The sequence below is a fragment of the Streptomyces blattellae genome, from assembly GCF_009709555.1.
Classification (GTDB): domain Bacteria; phylum Actinomycetota; class Actinomycetes; order Streptomycetales; family Streptomycetaceae; genus Streptomyces; species Streptomyces blattellae.
On the sequence record NZ_WJBG01000169.1, the window covers coordinates 1 to 19,031 of the forward strand.

Genomic DNA, 19,031 nt, shown 5'->3' on the forward strand with positions numbered 1-19,031 from the left:
GCCTAAAACAGGCTCAGCAACGCCTCCGCCGGATCCGTCAGTCCCGTTTCGCCGTCCGGGAGGGGGAGTTCGAACCGGACCGTTTTGCCGCGGGGGGTGCGGCGGGAGCCCCAGGCGGCGGACAGGAGGCCGACGAGTTGGAGGCCGCGGCCGCCCTCGTCGGTGTCGCGGGCGCGGCGGCGGCGGGGCTGGACCAGGCCGGAGTCCCAGACCTCGCAGACGAGGGTGCGGTCCAGGAGGAGGCGCAGTCTGATCTCTCCCTCGCCGTAGCGCAGCGCGTTGGTGACCAGCTCGCTCACCAGCAGCTCCGCCGTGTCGACCAGCGGCTCCAGGTCCCAGCTCAGCAGCTGGCCGCGCGCGTACTCGCGGGCACGGCCGACGCTGCGGGGTTCGCGGGGGAGCGTCCAGTCGCCGACGGAGTCGGCCGGCAGGCCCTGGACCCTGGCCATCAGGAGGGCGATGTCGTCCTCGCCATGGTGGGTGTTGAGCGCAGAGCTGGGCCGCCCGCCCCGACTCAGCGTACGGGCAGGGCGTCGACCAGGGACTTCCACCCGGTGCCCTGTGCCTTCACGTCGCACCAGGACCCGTCCCGGAAGTGCCACCGCAGCGTGGCGTGCTGCTCGTTGTGGGTGTCCCAGACAGCGAGCTCCACGCCGGCCAACTGCTCCCGGGGGACGGACCAGGCGCTCTCCGCCTCGTGTTCACCGACATGCAGAAGGCTGACCCGCCGCTCTCCGACGGCCAGCACGCGGTCCCCCCAGACGTACACAGCGATCCCGAGCCCCCCGGCCGCACTCTCCCATCCGCCGTTGAGTCTCTTCTCGCGCCGACGCTTCTCCTTGCTTCGGCAGAGCCACAAGATCCCCCGGAAGAGCATCAGGAGCAGATCCCCGAGAAAATCAAGCGGGGCAGTGAGCCACGCGAGGAAGCCGGTCAACCACGCCCGCACCCGTACCCCGGCAGAGGGCTGGGGGCGGCGCCCACCGTGGAGGAGGACGCTGGAGCGCAGCCGTCGCCGCTTCGGTGGTTTGGGCGCCCGGGAATGGCGCACCACTGGCTGCAAGTGGACTACACGGTCTGCCTGGAGCGCCGTCGTCGCCAACTCCCGGAGTACGGCTTCACTCCTGGCCGTTGTCATACGAGCCTTCCCGTGTGTCGTGTTCCATGGCCCCGGTCACAGGTCACCGGAAGTCCTCTCGCATCTTCTTCTGCGTTGCCGTCTCGGCCGTGGCCATCCGCTGGTCGAAACGCCCCGACTCGGCCGCTGGTCGTAGGCCGTCGGTTCCTTCGAAGAGGCGGTGTCCCGAACCATCCGCCTCTCTCTGGAGCTCGTCGACTGAGCCGTCATCGGCAGGTCAGCCCATGGGCCGGTAGTACCCCAGCACGCCCGCCAGCTGCCCGAACCACTCCCCCAGCCGCTCTGCGCGCTTGGCGTCGACCGGGCACTCGTAGAACCGCCCGTCGGCGTGGACGACCCCGACGACGAGTAGGTTGCCGTGCGCCTTGTAGTGGACGCTGCGAATCTCGGGCCAGGTCAGATCGAGGTTCATGCCGTGGTTCTCGAAGGAGACTCCGGAGGCGTCCACGACGACCGCGTTGTGCCGGTCCACGGCCAGGAACTCCGGGCCCGACGGGGCGGCCCCCGGCGGAGCCGGGTGCGGCGGCATCGGCGCGGGCTGGGGCGCGTACGGGTGCTGGGCAGGCGGCGCCTGGGGCGGCGGGGCGTACGGCGGTGGGCCGGGCGGCGCGGGGACGTACGGCTGCGGGGGCGGGCCGAAGCCGGGCGGTGACGGCGGCGGTGATGACGGCGGTGGGCCGGGATCGGGCTGCTGCATGAGTGCACGGTAACCGGCCCCAGGAGCTAGAAGAACTCCGACCACGGCTGGTCCCAGATCTGCCGTACGCACAGCACCAGGAACAGCAGGCCGGCGATCGCGAGCATCGTGTTGCTCACTGGACCGTTGCGCCATTCCCGCGGGGTGCGTGCGGTGTTCAGGAGCCAGATCAGGGTGCCGGCGAGGAAGGGCAGGAAGGCCGCGCCCAGGACGCCGTAGATGATGATGAGACGGAAGGGCTCGCCCTGGAACAGCAGGACCATGGGCGGGAAGGTGAGCCACAGCAGATAGGCGCGGAACGGCCAGGACCGCTCGCGCTCGCCGGACGCCACCTCATCGCCCGTCGCCTGCGCGCCCATCGCCTGCGCGTCCTTCGCCTGCGCGTCCTTCGCCTGCGCGTTCTTCCGCTGCCGGGCCACGAAGTCCGCGAACATCAGGCTGACGCCGTGCCAGACGCCGATCAGGGAGGTGAAGGAGGTGGCGAAGAAGCCGATCAGGAAGAACGTCGACGTCGCCGAGCCGTACTCGTCCTCCAGGATGTCGCCCAGCTGGATCAGCCCCTGGTCGCCGCCGGCGATGGCGACGTTCGCGGAGTGCAGCAGCTCCGCGCCGACGAAGAGCATGGCGATGACGAAGATGCCGGTCGTGGCGTAGGCGACCCGGTTGTCCAGGCGCATCACCTTCATCCACCCGGTGTTCGTCCACCCCTTGGCGTTGACCCAGTACCCGTACGCGGCCAGCGTGATGGTGCCGCCGACGCCACCGATCAGGCCCAGCGTGTTGAGGATGGAGTCGTCCTCGTCGGGCAGGACCGGCAGCAGCCCTGCGAAGGCGTCCCCGATGTTCGGCGTGACCCGGATCGCCAGATACACCGTCACCACGAACATGACGCCGACCAGCACCGTCATGACCTTCTCGAACACCGCGTACTTGTTGAACCAGACGAACACCAGCCCGACCAGCCCGCACGCGATGCCCCACCATTCGAGGTCCATGACATCCGGGAACAACGCCTGCAACGGCAGCGCACTCGACGACATCGCCGCCGCGCCGTAGACGAAGCCCCAGATCACGACGTAGACGACGAAGAACCATGTCGTCCAGCGCCCCAGACTCGCCCACCCGTCGAACAGCGTCCGCCCCGTGGACAGATGCCAGCGACCCGCCGCCTCGGCCAGCGAGATCTTCACCAGACACCCGATGACGGCGGCCCACAGCAGCGTGTACCCGAAGTTGCTGCCCGCGATGAGCGTCGCGACCAGGTCACCGGCCCCCACCCCGGTCGCCGCGACGACGATGCCTGGCCCGATGTACTTCCAACTGGACTTGCGGGGAGTGTCCGTGACTTCGCCGGCCGTCTGGTTTCCTGTCGCCTTGTTTCCTGTCGCCTTGTTTCCCGTCGCCTGGTTTCCCGTCGTCTCCGCCATGCCGATCAAGAAAGCGCAAAGCGTACGGCGGCACAAGGGGGCATACGCCGATCAGCACCCGATGCGCACACGGGTTCTACCACCGGCCACAGCCGTTGCATCCGCACGTGTCGAGTTCGAACCAGACCGTCGTGCCCGACCCGTCCTGATGGCAGCCCCAGCGCCGGGCTAGCGCGTCCACCAGGAACATCCCGCGGCCACTCTCCGACGTACCCGCGTCAAGGACCCGCGGCCGTCCGCCCCCGGCGTCCCTGACCTCGCCACGCAGGATGCCGTGCGCGGCGGTCAGCGTGAGCCTGAAGCGGCTCTCGGAGTGCAGCAGAGCGTTGGTCGCAAGCTCGCTGACCAGCAGCTCGGCCGTGTCGGCCACATCGTCCCGCTCGCCCAGTCCCCATATCTCCAACTGCCTGCGCACCTCCACTCGCGCCTCGCCGACGGCAGTCGCCCGCGGCTCGTACTCGACGCTCAAGTGGCCTGCCCCCAAGGGCGGTTGGGGGTAGGCGCCGTACCCGGGACCGGGTTCCGGGCGGCGTCCCCCGGATAGTTGCAGCATGTTCGTATGGTTTCCTCCCCGCGTGTACCGCACACGGGGAGGACTACCTGATTCCGTACCTGCGTATACGTACCGCTACCCGTACTGCAGGCGTACGGTCGCCCCCTCCCCGTCGTCGCGCACGTCGACGTACGCGCAGACCTGCCGGGCGAACCACAGCCCCTGTTCCGGGTCGAGTTCACCGTCGGAGGGCGTGCCCACACCAACTGCTCGCGCTCGGTGCACAGTTCGTGGCTCCAGTCAATGGCGGCGCACAGGGTCTGGTGTCGGGGCAGGGCGGCCGGGCTGCCGGCGTTCAGCAGGCGGTAGCGGTCGTCGAGCCGGTCGAGGAGCTGTTGGACGCCGAGGAAGCGCATGCGGACGGCGGCGAGTTCGATGGCCAGCGGAAGGCCGTCGAGGCGGCGGCACAGTTGGGCGACGGCAGCCCGGTTGGCGGCGGTGAGGCGGAAGCCGGGGACGACGGCGGCGGCACGGTCGGCGAAGAGCGCGAGGGCGGGGTAGCCGTCGGCGGCGGAGAGGTCGCCGTCCGGGTCGGGGACCGGCAACGGCCGTACGTCCAGCAGGTGTTCCTCGGTGAGGCCCAGGCGATGGCGGCTGGTGGCGAGAACGCGGACGCCGGTGGTGCCGCGCAGCAACGCGGCGGCGAGTTCGGCGCACGCGGGCAGCAGATGCTCGCAGTTGTCGACGACGAGGAGCAGCCGCCGGTCGCGTACCTGCTCGACGAGGGCCTCCAGCGGAGGCTGCGCGGAATGGTCGTGCAGGTCCAGCGCGTCGGCGGCGGCCAGCGGGACGAGCGCCGGGTCGTGCAGACCCGCCAGGTGCACGAAGCGCACGCCGTCCGGGAAGGCGCGGGCGACCCGGGTCGCGAGGCGCGCGGCGAGCCGGGTCTTGCCGACGCCGCCGGGACCGGTGAGGGTGACCAGGCGGGCGCGGGCCAACAGCTCGCGTCCATCGGCAAGTTCGTCCCGGCGGTCGACGAAGCTGGTCGTCTCGGCCGGCAGGCGACGGTCCCGTCGCGGCGCTGATCCGCCCATGATCAGCCAGTCCTTGGGGTGTGGGGGTCCGAGGAGAGCCGGGGGTGTGATCCGGGGAGTCGCGTTCTTGGATCCGGGGGTGGGATCCGTGAGGCCGGGACGAGCCGGAGGGTGTGGCTCCTCTTACCCGCACCTCCACTCTCCCCCGGCGGATTGCATATTTGCACGCCACGGTCACACCGTCGGGTGCACTTCGCCCGGGTCCGGGTCCACTCGGCCGGTGCCGCGTACACTGCGCGGCCGGTTTTCGGCCATGGACTGTCGGCCAGCTCTTGACCTGGGCATGCCATGCCCCCACCATGAGCGCCACACCCGCACCCGGCACGTCGCAGAGAGACACCCCCCAGCTCCACTCCCCACTCCGGCGATCCCGGAATTCCTGGAGAAACAAGGAGATTTCATGCGACTTCGCATACGCGCCTCAGGCGCGCGAGTCGGTATCGGCAGACGAACCGCCGCGCTGGCCACCCTGGCCGCCTTCGCGCTCGCCGCTCCCCTCGCCGCGACGACGACGAACGCCACCGCGGACAGCGGCGCCCGCCCCACCGCCTCGGCGGACGACATCCGCCAGTACGAGATCCACACGCGTTCGACGGTCAAGGACCGTACGGCGATCCAGCAGGCCGGCGTGACCGTGGACGAGGTCGACGACCATGGCCTGGTCGTCTCGGGCCGGGCCGACCAGATCGAGAGGCTGCGCCAACTCGGCTATGAGATCACGCCGTTGGGCGCGGTCCCGGACCGCTCGGCGGGCGAGGACGACGTACGGCTCCTCGACTTCCCGTCGGCCGACTCCAACTACCACAACTACGCCGAGATGACGAGCGAGATCAACTCCCTGATCTCCGCAAACCCGAGCATCGCGAGCCAGCGGACCATCGGCACGTCGTACCAGGGCCGGAACATCGTCGCCATCAAGATCAGCGACAACGTGGCCAGCGACGAGTCCGAGCCGGAGGTGCTGTTCACGCACCACCAGCACGCGCGTGAGCACCTCACCGTCGAGATGGCGCTGTACCTGCTGCGGGAGCTGACGTCCGACTACGGCACCGACTCCCGTGTCACCAGCATGGTGAACAACCGCGAGATCTGGATCGTGCCCGACCTCAACCCGGACGGCGGCGAGTACGACATCGCCAGCGGCTCCTACCGGTCATGGCGGAAGAACCGGCAGCCCAACTCCGGTTCGTCGTACGTCGGTACCGACCTCAACCGGAACTGGAACTACCGGTGGGGCTGCTGTGGCGGGTCCTCGGGCTCGACGTCCTCGGAGACATACCGGGGCCCGTCCGCCGAGTCGGCACCGGAGGTCAAGGTCGTCGCCGACTTCGTGCGCAGCCGGGTCGTCGGCGGGGTGCAGCAGATCAAGGCGGGGATCGACTTCCACACGTACAGCGAGCTGGTGCTGTGGCCGTTCGGGTACACGACGGCTGACACCACGACGGGCATGACGGCCGATGACCGGAACGCCTTCGCCACGGTGGGCGGGAAGATGGCCGCGAGCAACGGCTACACGCCGGAGCAGTCCAGTGACCTGTACATCACCGACGGGTCGATCGATGACTGGCTGTGGGGGAACCAGAAGATCTTCGGGTACACGTTCGAGATGTATCCGCGGTCCGGTGGGGGCGGGTTCTACCCGCCCGACGAGGTGATCGAGCGGGAGACGTCCCGTAACCGGGATGCGGTGCTGCAGTTGCTGGAGAACGCGGACTGTATGTACCGGTCCATCGGGAAGGAAGACCAGTACTGCGGTTAGTCGGACTCTTCGCCGGAGCCACCGGAGCCACCGGAGCCACCGGAGCCGTCGGAGTCATCGGACTCGTCGGAGTCATCGGACTCGTCGGAGTCGTCGGAGTCGTCGGACTTGCCAGAGTCACCCGACTTGCCGGGCTCGTCGGACCCGTCGGGCTCATCGGACCCGTCGGGCTCATCGGACCCGTCGGGCTCATCGGACCCGTCAGACCCCGTCGGGCTCATCGGACCCGTCGGACTCGTCCGACCCGTCGGGCTCATCGGACCCGTCAGACCCCGTCGGGCTCATCGGACCCGTCGGACTCGTCCGACCCGTCGGGCTCATCGGACCCGTCGGACTCGTCGAAGTAGGCGTCCAGCACCGCGTCCAGCTCTGACTCCCACTCCTTGAAGCGGCTCCTGGCCGTCGCCTCGATCTCGATCGGGAACCAGCGGCGGTCAGGAGTGTGCACCGTGATGGTGAAACGCTTGCCGAAGCGGGGGGACTCCGTCTCGACCGCGCCGATCTCGTCCCAGCGGAACTCGCATTCCTGGTCGTCCAGGAACAGTCGTACGCCGCTGTGGTCGGCGACTATCCTCGCGCGACGGTCGGACGCCTCGAAGACGGGCCCGTCGGGCGCCTCCTCCGCCTCCTCGTCGGGCTGCTCGTCCCCCTCCTCGGAGGCGACGGGCTCCTCGGGAGTCTCCTCCTCGACCGGCTCCTCCGGCTCCTCCGCCTCCTCCCGCCTCACGTCCTCCGGCTTCACGTCCTCCGGCCCTTCGGACACGGGTGAGGTGAGCCCGGGGATGAAGGCCGGGTCGACCCCGGCGCCGTCCAGGGGCTGGCTGCTCGAACCTATGCGCTGCTCCACAGCCCAGCAGTATGGTCGACGAACCTGTGTCGTACACAGCCAGTCCCGGACTTCGTTATCAGACGCCTACATGAACAGACTGAGCACGGCCGCCACAGCGAACCCCGCAACCGACAGCACCGTCTCCAGCACCGTCCACGTCTTCAGGGTGTCCCGCTCGCTGATGCCGAAGTACTTGGCGACCATCCAGAAGCCTCCGTCGTTGACGTGGGAGGCGAAGATGGAGCCTGCCGAGATGGCCATGATGACCAGGGCGGTGAAGGCCTGGGAGTGGTCGCCCTCGGAGAGGAGGGGGGCGACGATGCCAGCCGTGGTGACGATCGCCACCGTGGCCGAGCCCTGGGCGACGCGCAGGACGACCGAGATCAGGTAGGAGAGGGCGATCACGGGGAGGCCGACGTCGTTGAAGGCGTCGGAGAGGGCCTGGGCGACGCCGCTGGCCTGGAGGACGGCGCCGAAGACACCGCCCGCGCCGACGACGAGCAGGATGTTGCCGACGGGCTTGAGGGACGACGTGGACACCGTCTCCAGGGACTTGCGGGACCAGCCGCGCCGGATGCCGAGCAGGTAGTACGCGAGCAGCAGGGCGATGGTGAGGGCGACGAAGGGGCTGCCGAAGAACTCGATCACCGAGCGGCCCGTGGAGGGGTCCAGGGTGATGGACGAGAAGGTCGCGGCGAGGATCAGCACCAGGGGCGTACCGATGATGGCCAGCACCGTGCTGAGCGGGACCGGCTTCTCCTGGGGCTCGACGCCCGTCTCGCGCTGCTCGTCGATGACCGCCTGCTTCGCCTCGGCCGCCGCCTCCACCATGTCCTGCGGTACGGCCACGAAGATCCGCTTGCCGATCCAGTCCGAGTACACCCAGGCGGCCAGCACCGCGGGGACACCGCAGACGACACCCATGAGGATGACCCAGCCGAGGTCGACGTTCAGGAGTCCGGCCGCCGCGACCGGGCCCGGGTGCGGCGGCAGGAACGCGTGGGTCACCGACAGACCGGCGAGGAGGGGCAGGCAGTAGAGGAGGATCGACTTGCCGCCCCGCTTCGCCGCCGCGTACACGATGGGCGCCAGGACGAAGATGCCCACGTCGAAGAAGACCGGGATACCGAAGATCACGCCGGTGACGCCCATGGCGAGCGGCGCCCGCTGCTCGCCGAAGAGGTTCAGCAGCCGGGAGGCCAGCACCTCCGCGCCGCCGCTGACTTCGAGGATCGCGCCGAGCATGGTGCCCAGGCCGATGATGATCGCGACATGGCCGAGGATGCCGCCCATGCCGGACTCGATGGTGGAGACGGCGTCCGAGCGCTGGACCGTGCCGAAGAGTTCGGTGACCGAGAGGCCGGCGAGCAGGCCGACGGCTATGGAGACCGCGAGCAGCGCGACGAACGGCTGGAGCCGCACCTTGATGATCAGGAAGAGGAGCAGTGCGATGCCGATGGCGGCGATGGTGAGGAGTCCGGCGGTGCCGTCGATGAGGAGGAGCATGCCTCCGGTGTGGGGTGGGGCTTCGGCTGCGGCGGTGGCGGCGAGCGCCAGGGGCTGTGGGGGCATTGGGGGGTCCTCGGGGTAAGTACATACTGCTTTCGGGCAGGGGGGATCGCGGCATGGCGCCGAAGGGGTGCTGGACGCCATGCCGGTTACGGCGTGCGGGAGTTGAGGGTGCGTCAGCCGAGTACGGCCAGCGCGTCGATCTCGATGAGGAGCCCCGCGGGCAGGCCGACGTAGACGGTCGTGCGCGCGGCGGGCGGCTGGGTCAGGCCCTGCTCCTCGAAGTACGCGTTGTAGATCTCGTTCATCTCGGCGAAGTGGGCGACGTCCGTCAGATAGACCCGGATCATCATCACGTCGTCCCAGGAGGCACCGCCCTCCTCCAGGATCGCCCTGACGTTGGCGAGGGTCTGGAGGGTCTGCTCCCGCAGGGTCGGGCCGGCCGGCGTCGGGGGCTGCCCCTCGACCGCGGGCAGGAAGCCGACCTGGCCGGCGACCTGGAGGATGTTGCCCTTCCTCACACCGTGCGAGAACTTCGCGGGCGGCGTGGTGTGGGTCCTGGGGGTGAGGGCGACCTTCTCGGTCCTATCAGCCTTGACGGTCTGCTCGGTCATTCGGCGTCCTTCGTCGGGTTCCTGCCGGAGTACTCGCCGCTGATCGCGTCCGCGGTACGGCGGACCAGCGGGAGCAGGGTGAGGAGTTCGTCGGCGGTGACGACGACGTTGGGCGCGGACACCGACATCGCGGCGGCGACGCGGCCGTCGGCCCCGGTGATCGGCGCGGCGACGCAGTTGATGGACTCCTCGTGGCCGCCGAGGTCGGTGGCCCAGCCCTGTTCGCGCACCTTGGCCAGTTCCCTGAGGAAGGCGTCCGGATGCGGGGTCGAACGGGCCGTGTACATGGGGTAGTCGAGCTTCTCCGCGAGGGCGCGGCGCTCGTGCTCGGGAAGGTCGGCGAGCAGCAGCTTGGCGACGGCGGCGACCGTGATGGCCACCGGCTTCCCGATCCGGGAGTACATCCGCACCGGGTAGCGGCTCTCCACCTTGTCGATGTAGAGGACCTCGTCCTCCTCGTACACGGCGAGGTGGACGGTGTGTCCGCACTGCTCGTTGAGGCGTACGAGGTGGGGGTGGGCGATCTCGCGGATGTCGAGGTTCTCCATCGCCTCCTGGGCGAGCGCGATGAGGCGGGCGCCGAGGCGGTAGCGCTGGTCGGACTGGCGGTAGACCATGCCGTGGTCGTGGAGCGTGCGGAGGAGGCGCAGCGCCGTGGACTTGTGGACGCCCAGGCGGTCGGCGACCTGGCCGAGGTCGGCGGGGCCCTCGGCGAGCAGCGGCAGGATGCTCAGCGCGCGGTCGACGGTCTGGCTCATGGCGTACGTGCCTCCTTCTCGGCCCGGTGTTCGGTCTGGGTCGTCCAGCCTGGGCCGAGTCGAAGTGTCCCCCACGCGTCGTCGTCGAGGGCGGCGAGGCGGTCGGCGGTGTCGCGGGTGGGGGGTGGGGCGAGGTCGCCGGGGACGGTGAGGGCGGCGGCGGCCATGAGGTGGCCGTGTCTGATCCGGTCCCGGACGGGGAGTTCGCGGAGGGTGCCGGAGAGGAAGCCGGCGGCGAAGGCGTCGCCGGCGCCGACTGCTGCCGCGATGTGGACCTGGGGGGCGGGGACGAAGGTGGACGGCGTTGCGGTGGGCCGGGGGTGGGTCGCGCGGCCCGGCGCTGACAGGGTGCCGCCTTCGCCCACCCTCCCCCCCTCTCGGCTTCGCTTGAGCGGGGGGACCCTCATCGCCTCAGCGGCGCGACTGCCCGCAGGCTGCGCCTGCGAGAAGACCGTCGCTCCCCGCGACCCCTCCTTCACCACCAGCACCCCCGGCTCCGGCAGCAGTTCGCGGATCTTCTCCGGGCCGCCGGTGATGTTCCAGGCGGCGCGGGCCTCGTCGGTGCCGACGAAGACGATGTCGGCGCGGCGGGCGAGGTCGAGGAGGACGTGGGGGCCGTCGGCGTCGCGCCAGAGGCCGGGGCGGAAGTTGACGTCGAAGGAGACGAGCGGGCGGTCGGGCCGGGGTGCCGTCAGTTGCCACAGCAGGCCGAAGCAGTCGTCGGAGAGGGCCGCCGTGATCCCGGACAGGTGCAGCACCCGCCCGGCGCGCAACGCCTCCATGTCCACGTTCTCCACCGCCATCGCGGACGCCGCCGATCCGGCCCGGTAGTACGCCACCTCGTGCGCGTCGGTCGCCCGGTCTCCCGCCGTGCGGAAGTACACCCCCGTCGGGCGCTCCGGATCCCTCCTGACCGCCGACACGTCGACGCCGTATCCGCCGATCGCCTCGGTCAGGTGGTCGCCGAAGCCGTCCGCGCCGACGCGGCTGACCCAGCGGGCGGAGTGGCCGGCGGCGGCCAGTACGCAGGCCACGTTGGATTCCGCGCCGCCGATCCCGCGGTCGAAGGAGGGGACGTCGGCGAGGCGGCCGGGGCGGGAGGGGAGGAACGTGACCATGGACTCGCCGAGCGCGACGACGTCCACGACGTCGGGGGCATTGCGGGGTCCGGTGGCGGTCACGATGGTCGTAGCTCCTCGGGTGGTGCGGTGCGAGCGCGCGAGATGGGGGTCCCCGGCCGAAGGCTGGGGGAGGCTCCGTTGACCCCGCGTTGGCCGAGATGTTAGACAGCGATAAGCGACATACGCAATGAGCGTTGCAGTGAATGCAACACTCCTGATCAGGGAGGCCCGATGGCCGTTGAAGCGCTCGCCCGCCTGGCTGAGGAACGTGTCGACCACCGCTTCAAGGGCCTCCCGCCGGACGCCGACGGCCTGACCGTCGCCGAGCTGGCCGCCCAGCGCCGCAACCTCTTCACCGACGGCTTCGGCACGCCGGTGCTCGCCCTCTCCGCCGAGCGGCTCGAACACAATCTCGCGCTCATGGAGTCGTACACGATCCGCCACGGCCTCCTCTTCGCCCCGCACGGCAAGACCTCCATGGCCCCGCAGCTCTTCCACCGCCAGATCGAGCACGGCGCCTGGGGCATCACGCTCGCGGTGCCGCACCAGGTGCGGGTGGCGCGGGCGTTCGGGATCCAGCGGATCTTCCTGGCCAACGAGGTGGTGGATCCGGCGGCGCTGCGATGGATCGCCGGTGAGCTGGCCTCGGACCCCCGCTTCCGGTTCGTCTGCTACGTCGACTCCGTGCGGGGGGTGGAGCTGATGGACGCCGCGCTGCGGGGAGCCGGCCGCCCCCTCGATGTCGTCGTCGAGCTCGCCGCCGGTGAGGGCGCCCGTACCGGCGCGCGTACGGAGGCGGAGTGCGCGGCGGTCGCGGACGCGGTGGCGGCCACGCGGACCTTGCGTCTCGTCGGTGTCGCGGGGTACGAGGGCGAGGTTCCGCAGGCCGATCCGGAGCGGGTGCGCGCCTGGCTGCGGCGGCTCGTCGCACTGGCCGTCGACTTCGACAAGGCGGGCCGCTTCTCCCCTACGAAGGCCACGGACGCCACCGACGCCACCGACGCCACCGACGCCACCGACGCCACCGACGCCACCGACGCCACCGACAGGATCGTCGTCAGCGCGGGCGGCAGCGCCTGGTTCGACGCGGTGGCGGACGTCTTCGCCGAGATTCCGGAACTCAGCCTCCCCGTACTGAAGTTGCTGCGCTCGGGCGCCTACGTCTCGCATGACGACGGCCACTACCGCAAACTGACGCCCTTCACCCGTGTCCCCGAGGAGGGCGCGCTGGAGCCCGCGTTCCGCCTGTGGGCGCAGATCGTCTCCCGCCCCTCCCCCACCCAGGCCTTCGCCAACGCGGGCAAGCGGGACGCGGCGTACGACCTGGACCTGCCGTTCGCGCAGGTCGTACGGCGGGGCGGCGGCACCGAGCGGGCGGCGACGGGAATCGAGGTCACAGGCCTCTCCGACCAGCACGCGTGGCTGCGCACGACCCCGGAGGCCGACCTCGAAGTGGGCGACTGGCTGGGCATGGGCCTGTCGCACCCGTGCACGTCCTTCGACAAGTGGCAGCTGATCCCGGTCGCGGAAGCGGACGGCACGGTCGTCGACTACATCCGTACGTTCTTCTAGGAGGCCCGGTCATGGCAGATCTCGTCATCCGCGACGCGGACGTGGTCGACGGATCGGGCACGCCCGCGTACCGCGCCGACGTGGTCGTCGACGCCGGCAGGATCGTGTCGATCGTCAAGGAGGCCGCGGCGGCGGGCTGTCAACGGCCGGAGGCGACCCGGGAGTTGGATGCCGAGGGCCTGGTCCTCTGCCCCGGCTTCATCGACATGCACGCCCACAGCGACCTCGCCCTGCTGCGCGACCCCGACCACAGCGCCAAGGCCGCGCAGGGGGTCACGCTCGAAGTCATCGGCCAGGACGGGCTGTCGTACGCGCCGGTCGACGACCGCACCCTCGCCGAGGTGCGCCGTGCGATCACCGGCTGGAACGGCAGCGGTGACGACATCGACTTCGACTGGCGGTCGGTGGGCGGGTACCTGGACCGGCTGGATCGCGGGATCGCGGTGAACGCGGCGTATCTCATCCCGCAGGGCACGGTCCGCATGCTCGCGGTCGGCTGGGAGGACCGGGAGGCGACACCCGAAGAGCTGGACCGGATGCGGCAGTTGGTCGCGGAGGGGATGGAGCAGGGCGCGGTCGGGATGTCGTCGGGGCTCACCTACACGCCCGGCATGTACGCCAGGGACGCCGAACTCACCGAGCTGTGCCGGGTGGTGGCGCGGTACGGCGGCTACTACTGCCCGCACCACCGCTCGTACGGCGCGGGCGCCCTGGAGGCGTACGAGGAGATGGTCGCCCTGGCCCGGGAGGCGGGCTGCGCGCTCCATCTCGCCCACGCCACCATGAACTTCGGGGTGAACAGGGGCCGGGCGCCGGAGCTGCTGGCACTGCTGGACGACGCGCTGGCCGCCGGGGCGGACATCAGCCTCGACACCTACCCCTACACGCCCGGCTGCACCACCCTGGTCGCCATGCTGCCGAGCTGGGCGAGCGAGGGCGGCCCGGAGGCGGTCATCGAGCGGCTGGCGGACGAGGAGACGGCCGAGCGGATCCGCCATCACATGGAGGTCGTGGGCGCCGACGGCTGCCATGGCGTGCCCATCGAGTGGGACACGATCGAGATCTCCGGCGTGAGCGGGACCGGCCTCGCCGACCATGTCGGCCGTACGGTCCAGGAGTCGGCGGACCTGCGCGGCGAGGCCCCCTGGGTGACCGCCCGCCGCCTGCTCCTTGAGGACCGGCTCGGCTCCACGATCCTCCAGCACGTGGGCCACGAGGAGAACGTCCGCGCGATCATGCGGCATCCCGTCCACACGGGCGGCTCGGACGGCATCCTCCAGGGAACGAAGCCGCATCCGCGCGCGTACGGGACGTTTCCGCACTACCTGGGCCACTACGTACGGGAGTTGGGGGTCCTGTCCGTGGAGGAGTGCGTCGCCCACCTCACCTCGCGCCCGGCCGCCCGGCTGCGGCTGCCGGACCGGGGCCTGGTCCGCGAGGGCTACCGGGCGGACCTGGTGCTGTTCGACCCGGCGACGGTGGCGGCGGGTTCGACCTTCGAACGACCGCGCGCGCTCCCGACGGGCATTCCGTACGTCCTGATCGACGGCCGGTTCGTGATCGAGGACGGACGGCGGACGGACGTACTCGCGGGGCGGGCGGTCCGTGGAACTCCGCCCGCCCTTGCCTGAGTCACGACGCTTGCGTCACGACGCTTGCGTCACGGCTTGGGCAGGGTGCAGCCGCTCGCGCTCAGGTCGAGCTTGTTGTCGACGCCGAAGCAGGGCGCCATCTGGTAGGTCTGCTGGCCGTAGCCGATGCCCGTGTGAACGGTGACCGTGCCGTCCTCGGCGACCTCGCAGGGGTTGTTCAGGGTGCAGCGCGCACCGTTCTCGTTGAGGGTGTTGTTGACGGCGACGACCTGACCGGTCGCGTTGTCGACCACCGGCGAGCCCGAGGTGCCCCCGATGGTGTCGCAGGAGTCGGTGTAACGGACCGAGTCCTTGAAGGTCCAGTCACCCTCCTTGAGCTGGTAGGCGAAGCCGTCGATGTCGCAGGCGTAGGTCTGCCTCCAGTAGCCGGAGACGACGGTGATGGCGGTGCCGGCGGTGGGGTGCGCGTCACTGATCGTCAACGGGTCTATGCCGTACGAGCTCTTGATCGCCGCGTAGGTCGTGGTCAGCTCGTACATGGAGACGTCCGTGTCGGTCATCGTCGCGTATGCGATCTTGCTGGCCCGCAGCGTCGCGACGCGGGAACCGGCGGAGTTCAGCAGGCCGAAGGTGCGGCTGGATGCCTGGTCCACGATGACCTCGCCGGCCGCGGGGAAGCCGGACTCCAGGCAGTGGCCGTTGGACATCACCAGCGCCGGGTCGTTGTCCTCCGAGTCCGGGAAGCGGACCACCGAGCCGGAGCAGTTGCTGAGCGAGACGGTGCCGGCGAAGGTGACGGCCTGCGCCGTGGGCGCCGTGAGCCGGGAGACGCTCGCCGCGGCGGACGCGACCACGTCGTTGACCGCGCCCGACAACGTACCCGGCTCCGCGCCCGTGCCCGTGACCGCGCCCGTGCCGGCGGGCTCGGCCGCCACCGCGGGCGTCACACCGACACCGGCCAGCGCCACGGCCGCGAGCGCGGCGACGAGAGGCTTTCTCATGTGGGGGTCCCCTCATACGAAGAAGGGTGACCGAAGATTTTCCGGTCACCCGCGTTTTTGTCATGCGCATTCTCACGCACGAGGGGGGCGCGGACAAGGACTTGATTACCGGCGAGTTCAGGCCGTAGGGATTTCCCTACCATGGCGGGACGGGGGTGTTGGGCGAGCGACGCAGGCCGTCCGCGTGGAGGGTGATGAGGTCAAGGCCAGCGCCACATCGACGTCGCACCCCTCCGGCGCATGGGACTCAAGCTGCAGCGGCAATGACCTCAGTGAGGGGCTGTCCATGGCCGCCAGCCACGCAATGCCCTCACGGGTGCTTGACGCCATCAAATCGGACCCTGACCGTCGTCTGCATCGTCGTATTCCTCGGCAAGCCGCAGACCGAGATCGGCCTCCCAGGCGAGCGCCCATTGCCGCAGCTCACTGATCTCCTCCGGCCCCAGTCCATAGGGCGGCGAACTCTTCGTCACTCACCCAGACCACGCTCTCCAGCCGGTCCCGCAGCTCTGCCAGATCGAACTCCGCCTCGTCACGCAGCCCCAACTGTTCGAGCTCGATCACGGAGTAATACCGGCATGCCGCGTGCACGTCGATCACATCGCGCGGCAGACCACGATCCCCAAGGGCGCGCACCTTCATGACCACGAGGTCTGCGAGGTCGACCACCGGTCCGACGTCCATGGTGACCGGCCTACGGGTCAGGGCCTCCTTCAGCAGGTCGACCTCGCAGGCCTCCCTCGTACCGGGATCTGTGACCAGCAGCCGCGCCTTCAACCGTCTGACGTCGACCACGGAGACCACCCAGCCCTTGCTCCGCAGGCCTTCCGCGAGACGACGAACGATGTCGGTCATCAAGGCAGGATGCCGGGTGGCAAAGTTCAGGTCCTCGCTCGGGTGACCGACCAGACCGTGCGCCTGGACGGCGTACCCACCGGCCAGGGCGAGCTCGTAGTCATCCCCCACGCGCAGAGCGTCCGCCAGCAGACGGCGATGCAACTCGGGCAGTCTCATCCGGCGACGGAGCGGCGGAGTTCGGGAAAGGACTCTTCCCACACATTGCGCACCCCGCGTCCGAGCATCTTGCGCATGATGGGCCAGTGACGGACGAGAAAACCGGCGTTGAGGTGGTGCACAAAATCGTCTCGCGAGCCGTTGTTCAGGACGATGCGGTACAAACCGAGCAAGAGCTTCACAGCGCCGAGGTCGAACACGCGCAGTCCCGACCACGCCAGGTGCAGAGGTAGCTCGACGCGCCCGCCGTCCGGCCCCTCCAGCTCGTCGAGAGTGGCGGGCAGGCGCTCGGCGCCGTACCCCCAACCTGAGGGAGTTCGACTGCTTCCATGTGCGTGCTCGGCGTATTCGGCCACGACAGCAGTATGCCGCGATCGTGGGGATGCAGGTGCGAGAAGCCCGGTCATGCAGCGACCCTCGTCGCATGACCGGCCACGGATGCCCTAGCTCGCACCACAGCAGCTTCCCGCCCTGGCCGAAGAGATCATCTCCAAGAAAATTGCCACCCCAGGCGTCCGCGTAATGGCATACGAGGAACAGCCCACGCCCACCGTCCATTTCGGCCGGAACAGGGAGTGTAAATCTAACGGCGGATCCGACGATCTCGGGAGAGACATCAAGTGCCTGACGCCGCCGTCGAGTTGGAGACCGTGGAACCTGTCGAGAGTGCCCCGTCCGGGCAGCCTGCGCCCGTGTCCGATGAGCAACTGGTCGCGATGCTGGTGGAACGAACCCGGTCGGAGGGCGTGCAGCTGACCGGTCAGGGCGGGCTGCTGCAGCAGCTGACCATGCGGGTCCTGGAATCTGCTCTGGAAGGCGAGATCACCGATCACCTCGGCTACGAACGTCACGAAGCTGTCGGTCGGGGCAGCGGCAACTCCCGCAACGGGAGCCGCGCCAAGACCGTGCTGACCGACGTCGGGCCGGTGGAAGTAAAGGTGCCCCGCGACACTGCCGGCAGCTTCGAGCCGCAGATCGTCAAGAAGCGGCAGCGGCGCCTGACCGGCGTCGACGAGATGGTCCTCTCCTTGTCCGCGAAGGACCTCACGCACGGGGAGATATCGGCGCTCATCTCGCCGAGGTGTACGGGGCCGAGGTGTCCAAGCAGACCGTCTCCACCATCACCGGCCGAGTGATGGAGGGCATGGCCGAGTGGCAGAACCGGCCGCTCGACCGCGCTTGACTTCTATCGGTGATTGCGAACGCCCCGGAAGGAGAGCGTTCGGATGCCGAAGTACGCCCCCAACAAGATGCCGAGCTCGGTGAAGAAGCGGTATTTCGAGTTGCTCAGGGAGGGCTACAAGGGTGCGGCGGCGGCCCGGGTGGTGGGGGTCTCCGCCAGCTGTGGTTCGAACTGGTTCATCGAAGCTGGAAGCATGATCGTCCCCGACGCCGGCCCGATATCGCCGCGCTTCCTGACTCAGAACGACCGCATCGCCATCGCCGACGGACTGCAGGCCAAGCAGACCGTCAAGGAGATCGCCGCGTCGATCGGGAAGAGCTTTCAGACCGTCTACCGCGAGATCAAGCGCAACGCGAAGCCGGACGGCAGCTACCACCCCTGGTGGGCCCACAACCAGTCCCTGCTGCGGCGCCGCCGTCCCAAGGAGGAGAAGATCCGCGGCAGCGAGCCGCTGCGGACGCTCGTGCGCGAGAAGCTCACCGAAAAGTGGTCGCCGCAGCAGATCGCGCGTTACCTGGCCCGCGAGTACGCGAATGACGTGGCGATGCGGGCCTGTCCGGAGACGATCTACCGGGCCCTGTTCGCCGGCCTCCTCGGCCGCCGCGAGGCCAAGCTCCGCACCGGCCGCACCCGCCGCAAGAAGCAGCGCCGTGGTGTCCCCACACTGAACAAGATCAAGAACATGACGCTCATCCACGAGCGACCCATCGAGGTCAACGACCGTACTATTCCCGGGCATTGGGAAGGGGATCTGATCATCGGTCGCGGCCAGGGCTCCGCGATCGGCACCCTCGTCGAGCGCACGACCCGCTACGTGCACCTGATCCACCTGCCGCACGGCTGGAAGGCCCCGCAGGTCCGCAACGCGCTCATCACGCAGACCGCGCACATCCCGCCCCAGCTGCGGCGGACGCTGACCTGGGATCAGGGCCGTGAGCTGACCCTGCACGAGGACATCGAGGCGCTGACCGGGTTCCGGATCTACTTCTGCGACCCGCACTCACCCTGGCAGCGCGGCACGAACGAGAACACCAACGGCCTGCTGCGGCAGTACTTTCCCAAGGGCACCAACCTGTCCGTCCACACTGCACGAGACCTCCGCGAAGTCGCGCATCAGCTCAACCGGCGCCCCCGACTCGTCCTTGGCGACAGGACCCCAGCCGAGGTCATGCGAGAATGCCTCACAGGCCCATTGACCAGGTGATTCGCAACCACTGATAGAAACCGCCC

At 69.5% G+C, this 19,031-nt stretch carries 15 protein-coding genes and 4 pseudogenes; 5 read left to right on the forward strand and 14 right to left on the reverse strand.

Translation table 11 applies throughout. From position 1 onward, the window contains the following. Window positions 1-2: 2 nt before the first annotated feature. From GFH49_RS21925 to GFH49_RS21950, 6 genes and pseudogenes are all read right to left on the reverse strand, one after another. A pseudogene (locus tag GFH49_RS21925) lies at window positions 3-494 on the reverse strand (ATP-binding protein); the annotation flags it as partial. Window positions 495-514: 20 nt separating this feature from the next. Then, the gene (locus tag GFH49_RS39455; RefSeq protein WP_196218083.1) at window positions 515-748 is read right to left on the reverse strand and encodes a hypothetical protein; all 234 of its coding nucleotides are present in this window, start codon (window positions 746-748) and stop codon (window positions 515-517) included. Window positions 749-1,355: 607 nt separating this feature from the next. Then, window positions 1,356-1,835, reverse strand: a complete 480-nt coding sequence (locus tag GFH49_RS21935) for a hypothetical protein (RefSeq protein WP_155057810.1) — start codon at window positions 1,833-1,835, stop codon at window positions 1,356-1,358. Window positions 1,836-1,861: 26 nt separating this feature from the next. Then, entirely contained in the window at window positions 1,862-3,262 is a 1,401-nt protein-coding gene (locus GFH49_RS21940) for an Nramp family divalent metal transporter (protein WP_155057811.1), read from the reverse strand. A gap of 76 nt (window positions 3,263-3,338) precedes the next feature. Further along, complete coding sequence (locus GFH49_RS21945; protein WP_230396415.1) at window positions 3,339-3,731, reverse strand: ATP-binding protein; 393 nt, start codon at window positions 3,729-3,731, stop codon at window positions 3,339-3,341. 275 nt (window positions 3,732-4,006) lie between these two features. Continuing rightward, window positions 4,007-4,849, reverse strand: a pseudogene (locus GFH49_RS21950) (ATP-binding protein); the annotation flags it as partial. Between the two features lie 400 nt (window positions 4,850-5,249). Here GFH49_RS21950 and GFH49_RS21955 point away from each other — a divergent pair. Then, window positions 5,250-6,608 (forward strand): M14 family metallopeptidase, encoded by a 1,359-nt coding sequence (locus GFH49_RS21955; RefSeq protein ID WP_155057812.1) that lies wholly within the window; start codon window positions 5,250-5,252, stop codon window positions 6,606-6,608. 265 nt (window positions 6,609-6,873) lie between these two features. On the opposite strand, the gene GFH49_RS21960 is transcribed toward GFH49_RS21955, so the two are convergent. The 5 genes from GFH49_RS21960 to GFH49_RS21980 all read right to left on the reverse strand — a co-directional run bounded on the left by GFH49_RS21960 (window position 6,874) and on the right by GFH49_RS21980 (window position 11,499). Next, window positions 6,874-7,455 carry a hypothetical protein gene (locus GFH49_RS21960; protein WP_230396416.1) on the reverse strand — a complete coding sequence of 194 codons (582 nt, stop codon included), beginning with the start codon at window positions 7,453-7,455 and terminating at the stop codon, window positions 6,874-6,876. Between the two features lie 66 nt (window positions 7,456-7,521). Beyond that, on the reverse strand, window positions 7,522-9,009 hold the full coding sequence (locus GFH49_RS21965; protein ID WP_155057813.1) for a GntP family permease: 1,488 nt from the start codon (window positions 9,007-9,009) through the stop codon (window positions 7,522-7,524). 113 nt (window positions 9,010-9,122) lie between these two features. Continuing rightward, window positions 9,123-9,560: a RidA family protein gene (locus GFH49_RS21970; protein ID WP_155057814.1), complete on the reverse strand. Its 438-nt coding sequence runs from the start codon at window positions 9,558-9,560 to the stop codon at window positions 9,123-9,125. Then, window positions 9,557-10,318 (reverse strand): IclR family transcriptional regulator, encoded by a 762-nt coding sequence (locus GFH49_RS21975; RefSeq protein ID WP_155057815.1) that lies wholly within the window; start codon window positions 10,316-10,318, stop codon window positions 9,557-9,559. Before GFH49_RS21975 ends, GFH49_RS21970 begins: the two co-directional genes overlap by 4 nt. Next, the gene (locus GFH49_RS21980; RefSeq protein ID WP_155057816.1) at window positions 10,315-11,499 is read right to left on the reverse strand and encodes a sugar kinase; all 1,185 of its coding nucleotides are present in this window, start codon (window positions 11,497-11,499) and stop codon (window positions 10,315-10,317) included. The genes GFH49_RS21975 and GFH49_RS21980 overlap by 4 nt, the downstream gene beginning before the upstream one ends. Window positions 11,500-11,670: 171 nt before the next feature. On the opposite strand from GFH49_RS21980, the gene GFH49_RS21985 reads away from it, so the two are divergent. Next, window positions 11,671-13,011: an amino acid deaminase gene (locus tag GFH49_RS21985; RefSeq protein WP_155057817.1), complete on the forward strand. Its 1,341-nt coding sequence runs from the start codon at window positions 11,671-11,673 to the stop codon at window positions 13,009-13,011. A gap of 11 nt (window positions 13,012-13,022) precedes the next feature. Next, complete coding sequence (locus GFH49_RS21990) at window positions 13,023-14,642, forward strand: N-acyl-D-amino-acid deacylase family protein (RefSeq protein WP_155057818.1); 1,620 nt, start codon at window positions 13,023-13,025, stop codon at window positions 14,640-14,642. Between the two features lie 29 nt (window positions 14,643-14,671). Here the strand turns inward: GFH49_RS21990 and GFH49_RS21995 are convergent, their stop codons facing one another. From GFH49_RS21995 to GFH49_RS22005, 3 genes and pseudogenes are all read right to left on the reverse strand, one after another. Beyond that, a complete protein-coding gene (locus tag GFH49_RS21995) occupies window positions 14,672-15,604 on the reverse strand; it encodes a S1 family peptidase (protein WP_155057819.1) in 933 nt (310 codons plus the stop codon). A gap of 329 nt (window positions 15,605-15,933) precedes the next feature. Next, a pseudogene (locus GFH49_RS22000) lies at window positions 15,934-16,618 on the reverse strand (nucleotidyl transferase AbiEii/AbiGii toxin family protein). Beyond that, window positions 16,615-16,974, reverse strand: coding sequence for a hypothetical protein (locus GFH49_RS22005; RefSeq protein ID WP_230396418.1), 360 nt, complete (start codon window positions 16,972-16,974; stop codon window positions 16,615-16,617). Before GFH49_RS22005 ends, GFH49_RS22000 begins: the two are co-directional and overlap by 4 nt. A gap of 360 nt (window positions 16,975-17,334) precedes the next feature. On the opposite strand from GFH49_RS22005, the pseudogene GFH49_RS22010 reads away from it, so the two are divergent. Both GFH49_RS22010 and GFH49_RS22015 read left to right on the forward strand, forming a co-directional pair. Beyond that, window positions 17,335-17,792 (forward strand): annotated as a pseudogene (locus tag GFH49_RS22010) (transposase); the annotation flags it as partial. A gap of 52 nt (window positions 17,793-17,844) precedes the next feature. Further along, complete coding sequence (locus GFH49_RS22015; RefSeq protein ID WP_155057820.1) at window positions 17,845-19,005, forward strand: IS30 family transposase; 1,161 nt, start codon at window positions 17,845-17,847, stop codon at window positions 19,003-19,005. The last annotated feature ends 26 nt before the right edge of the window (window positions 19,006-19,031 follow it).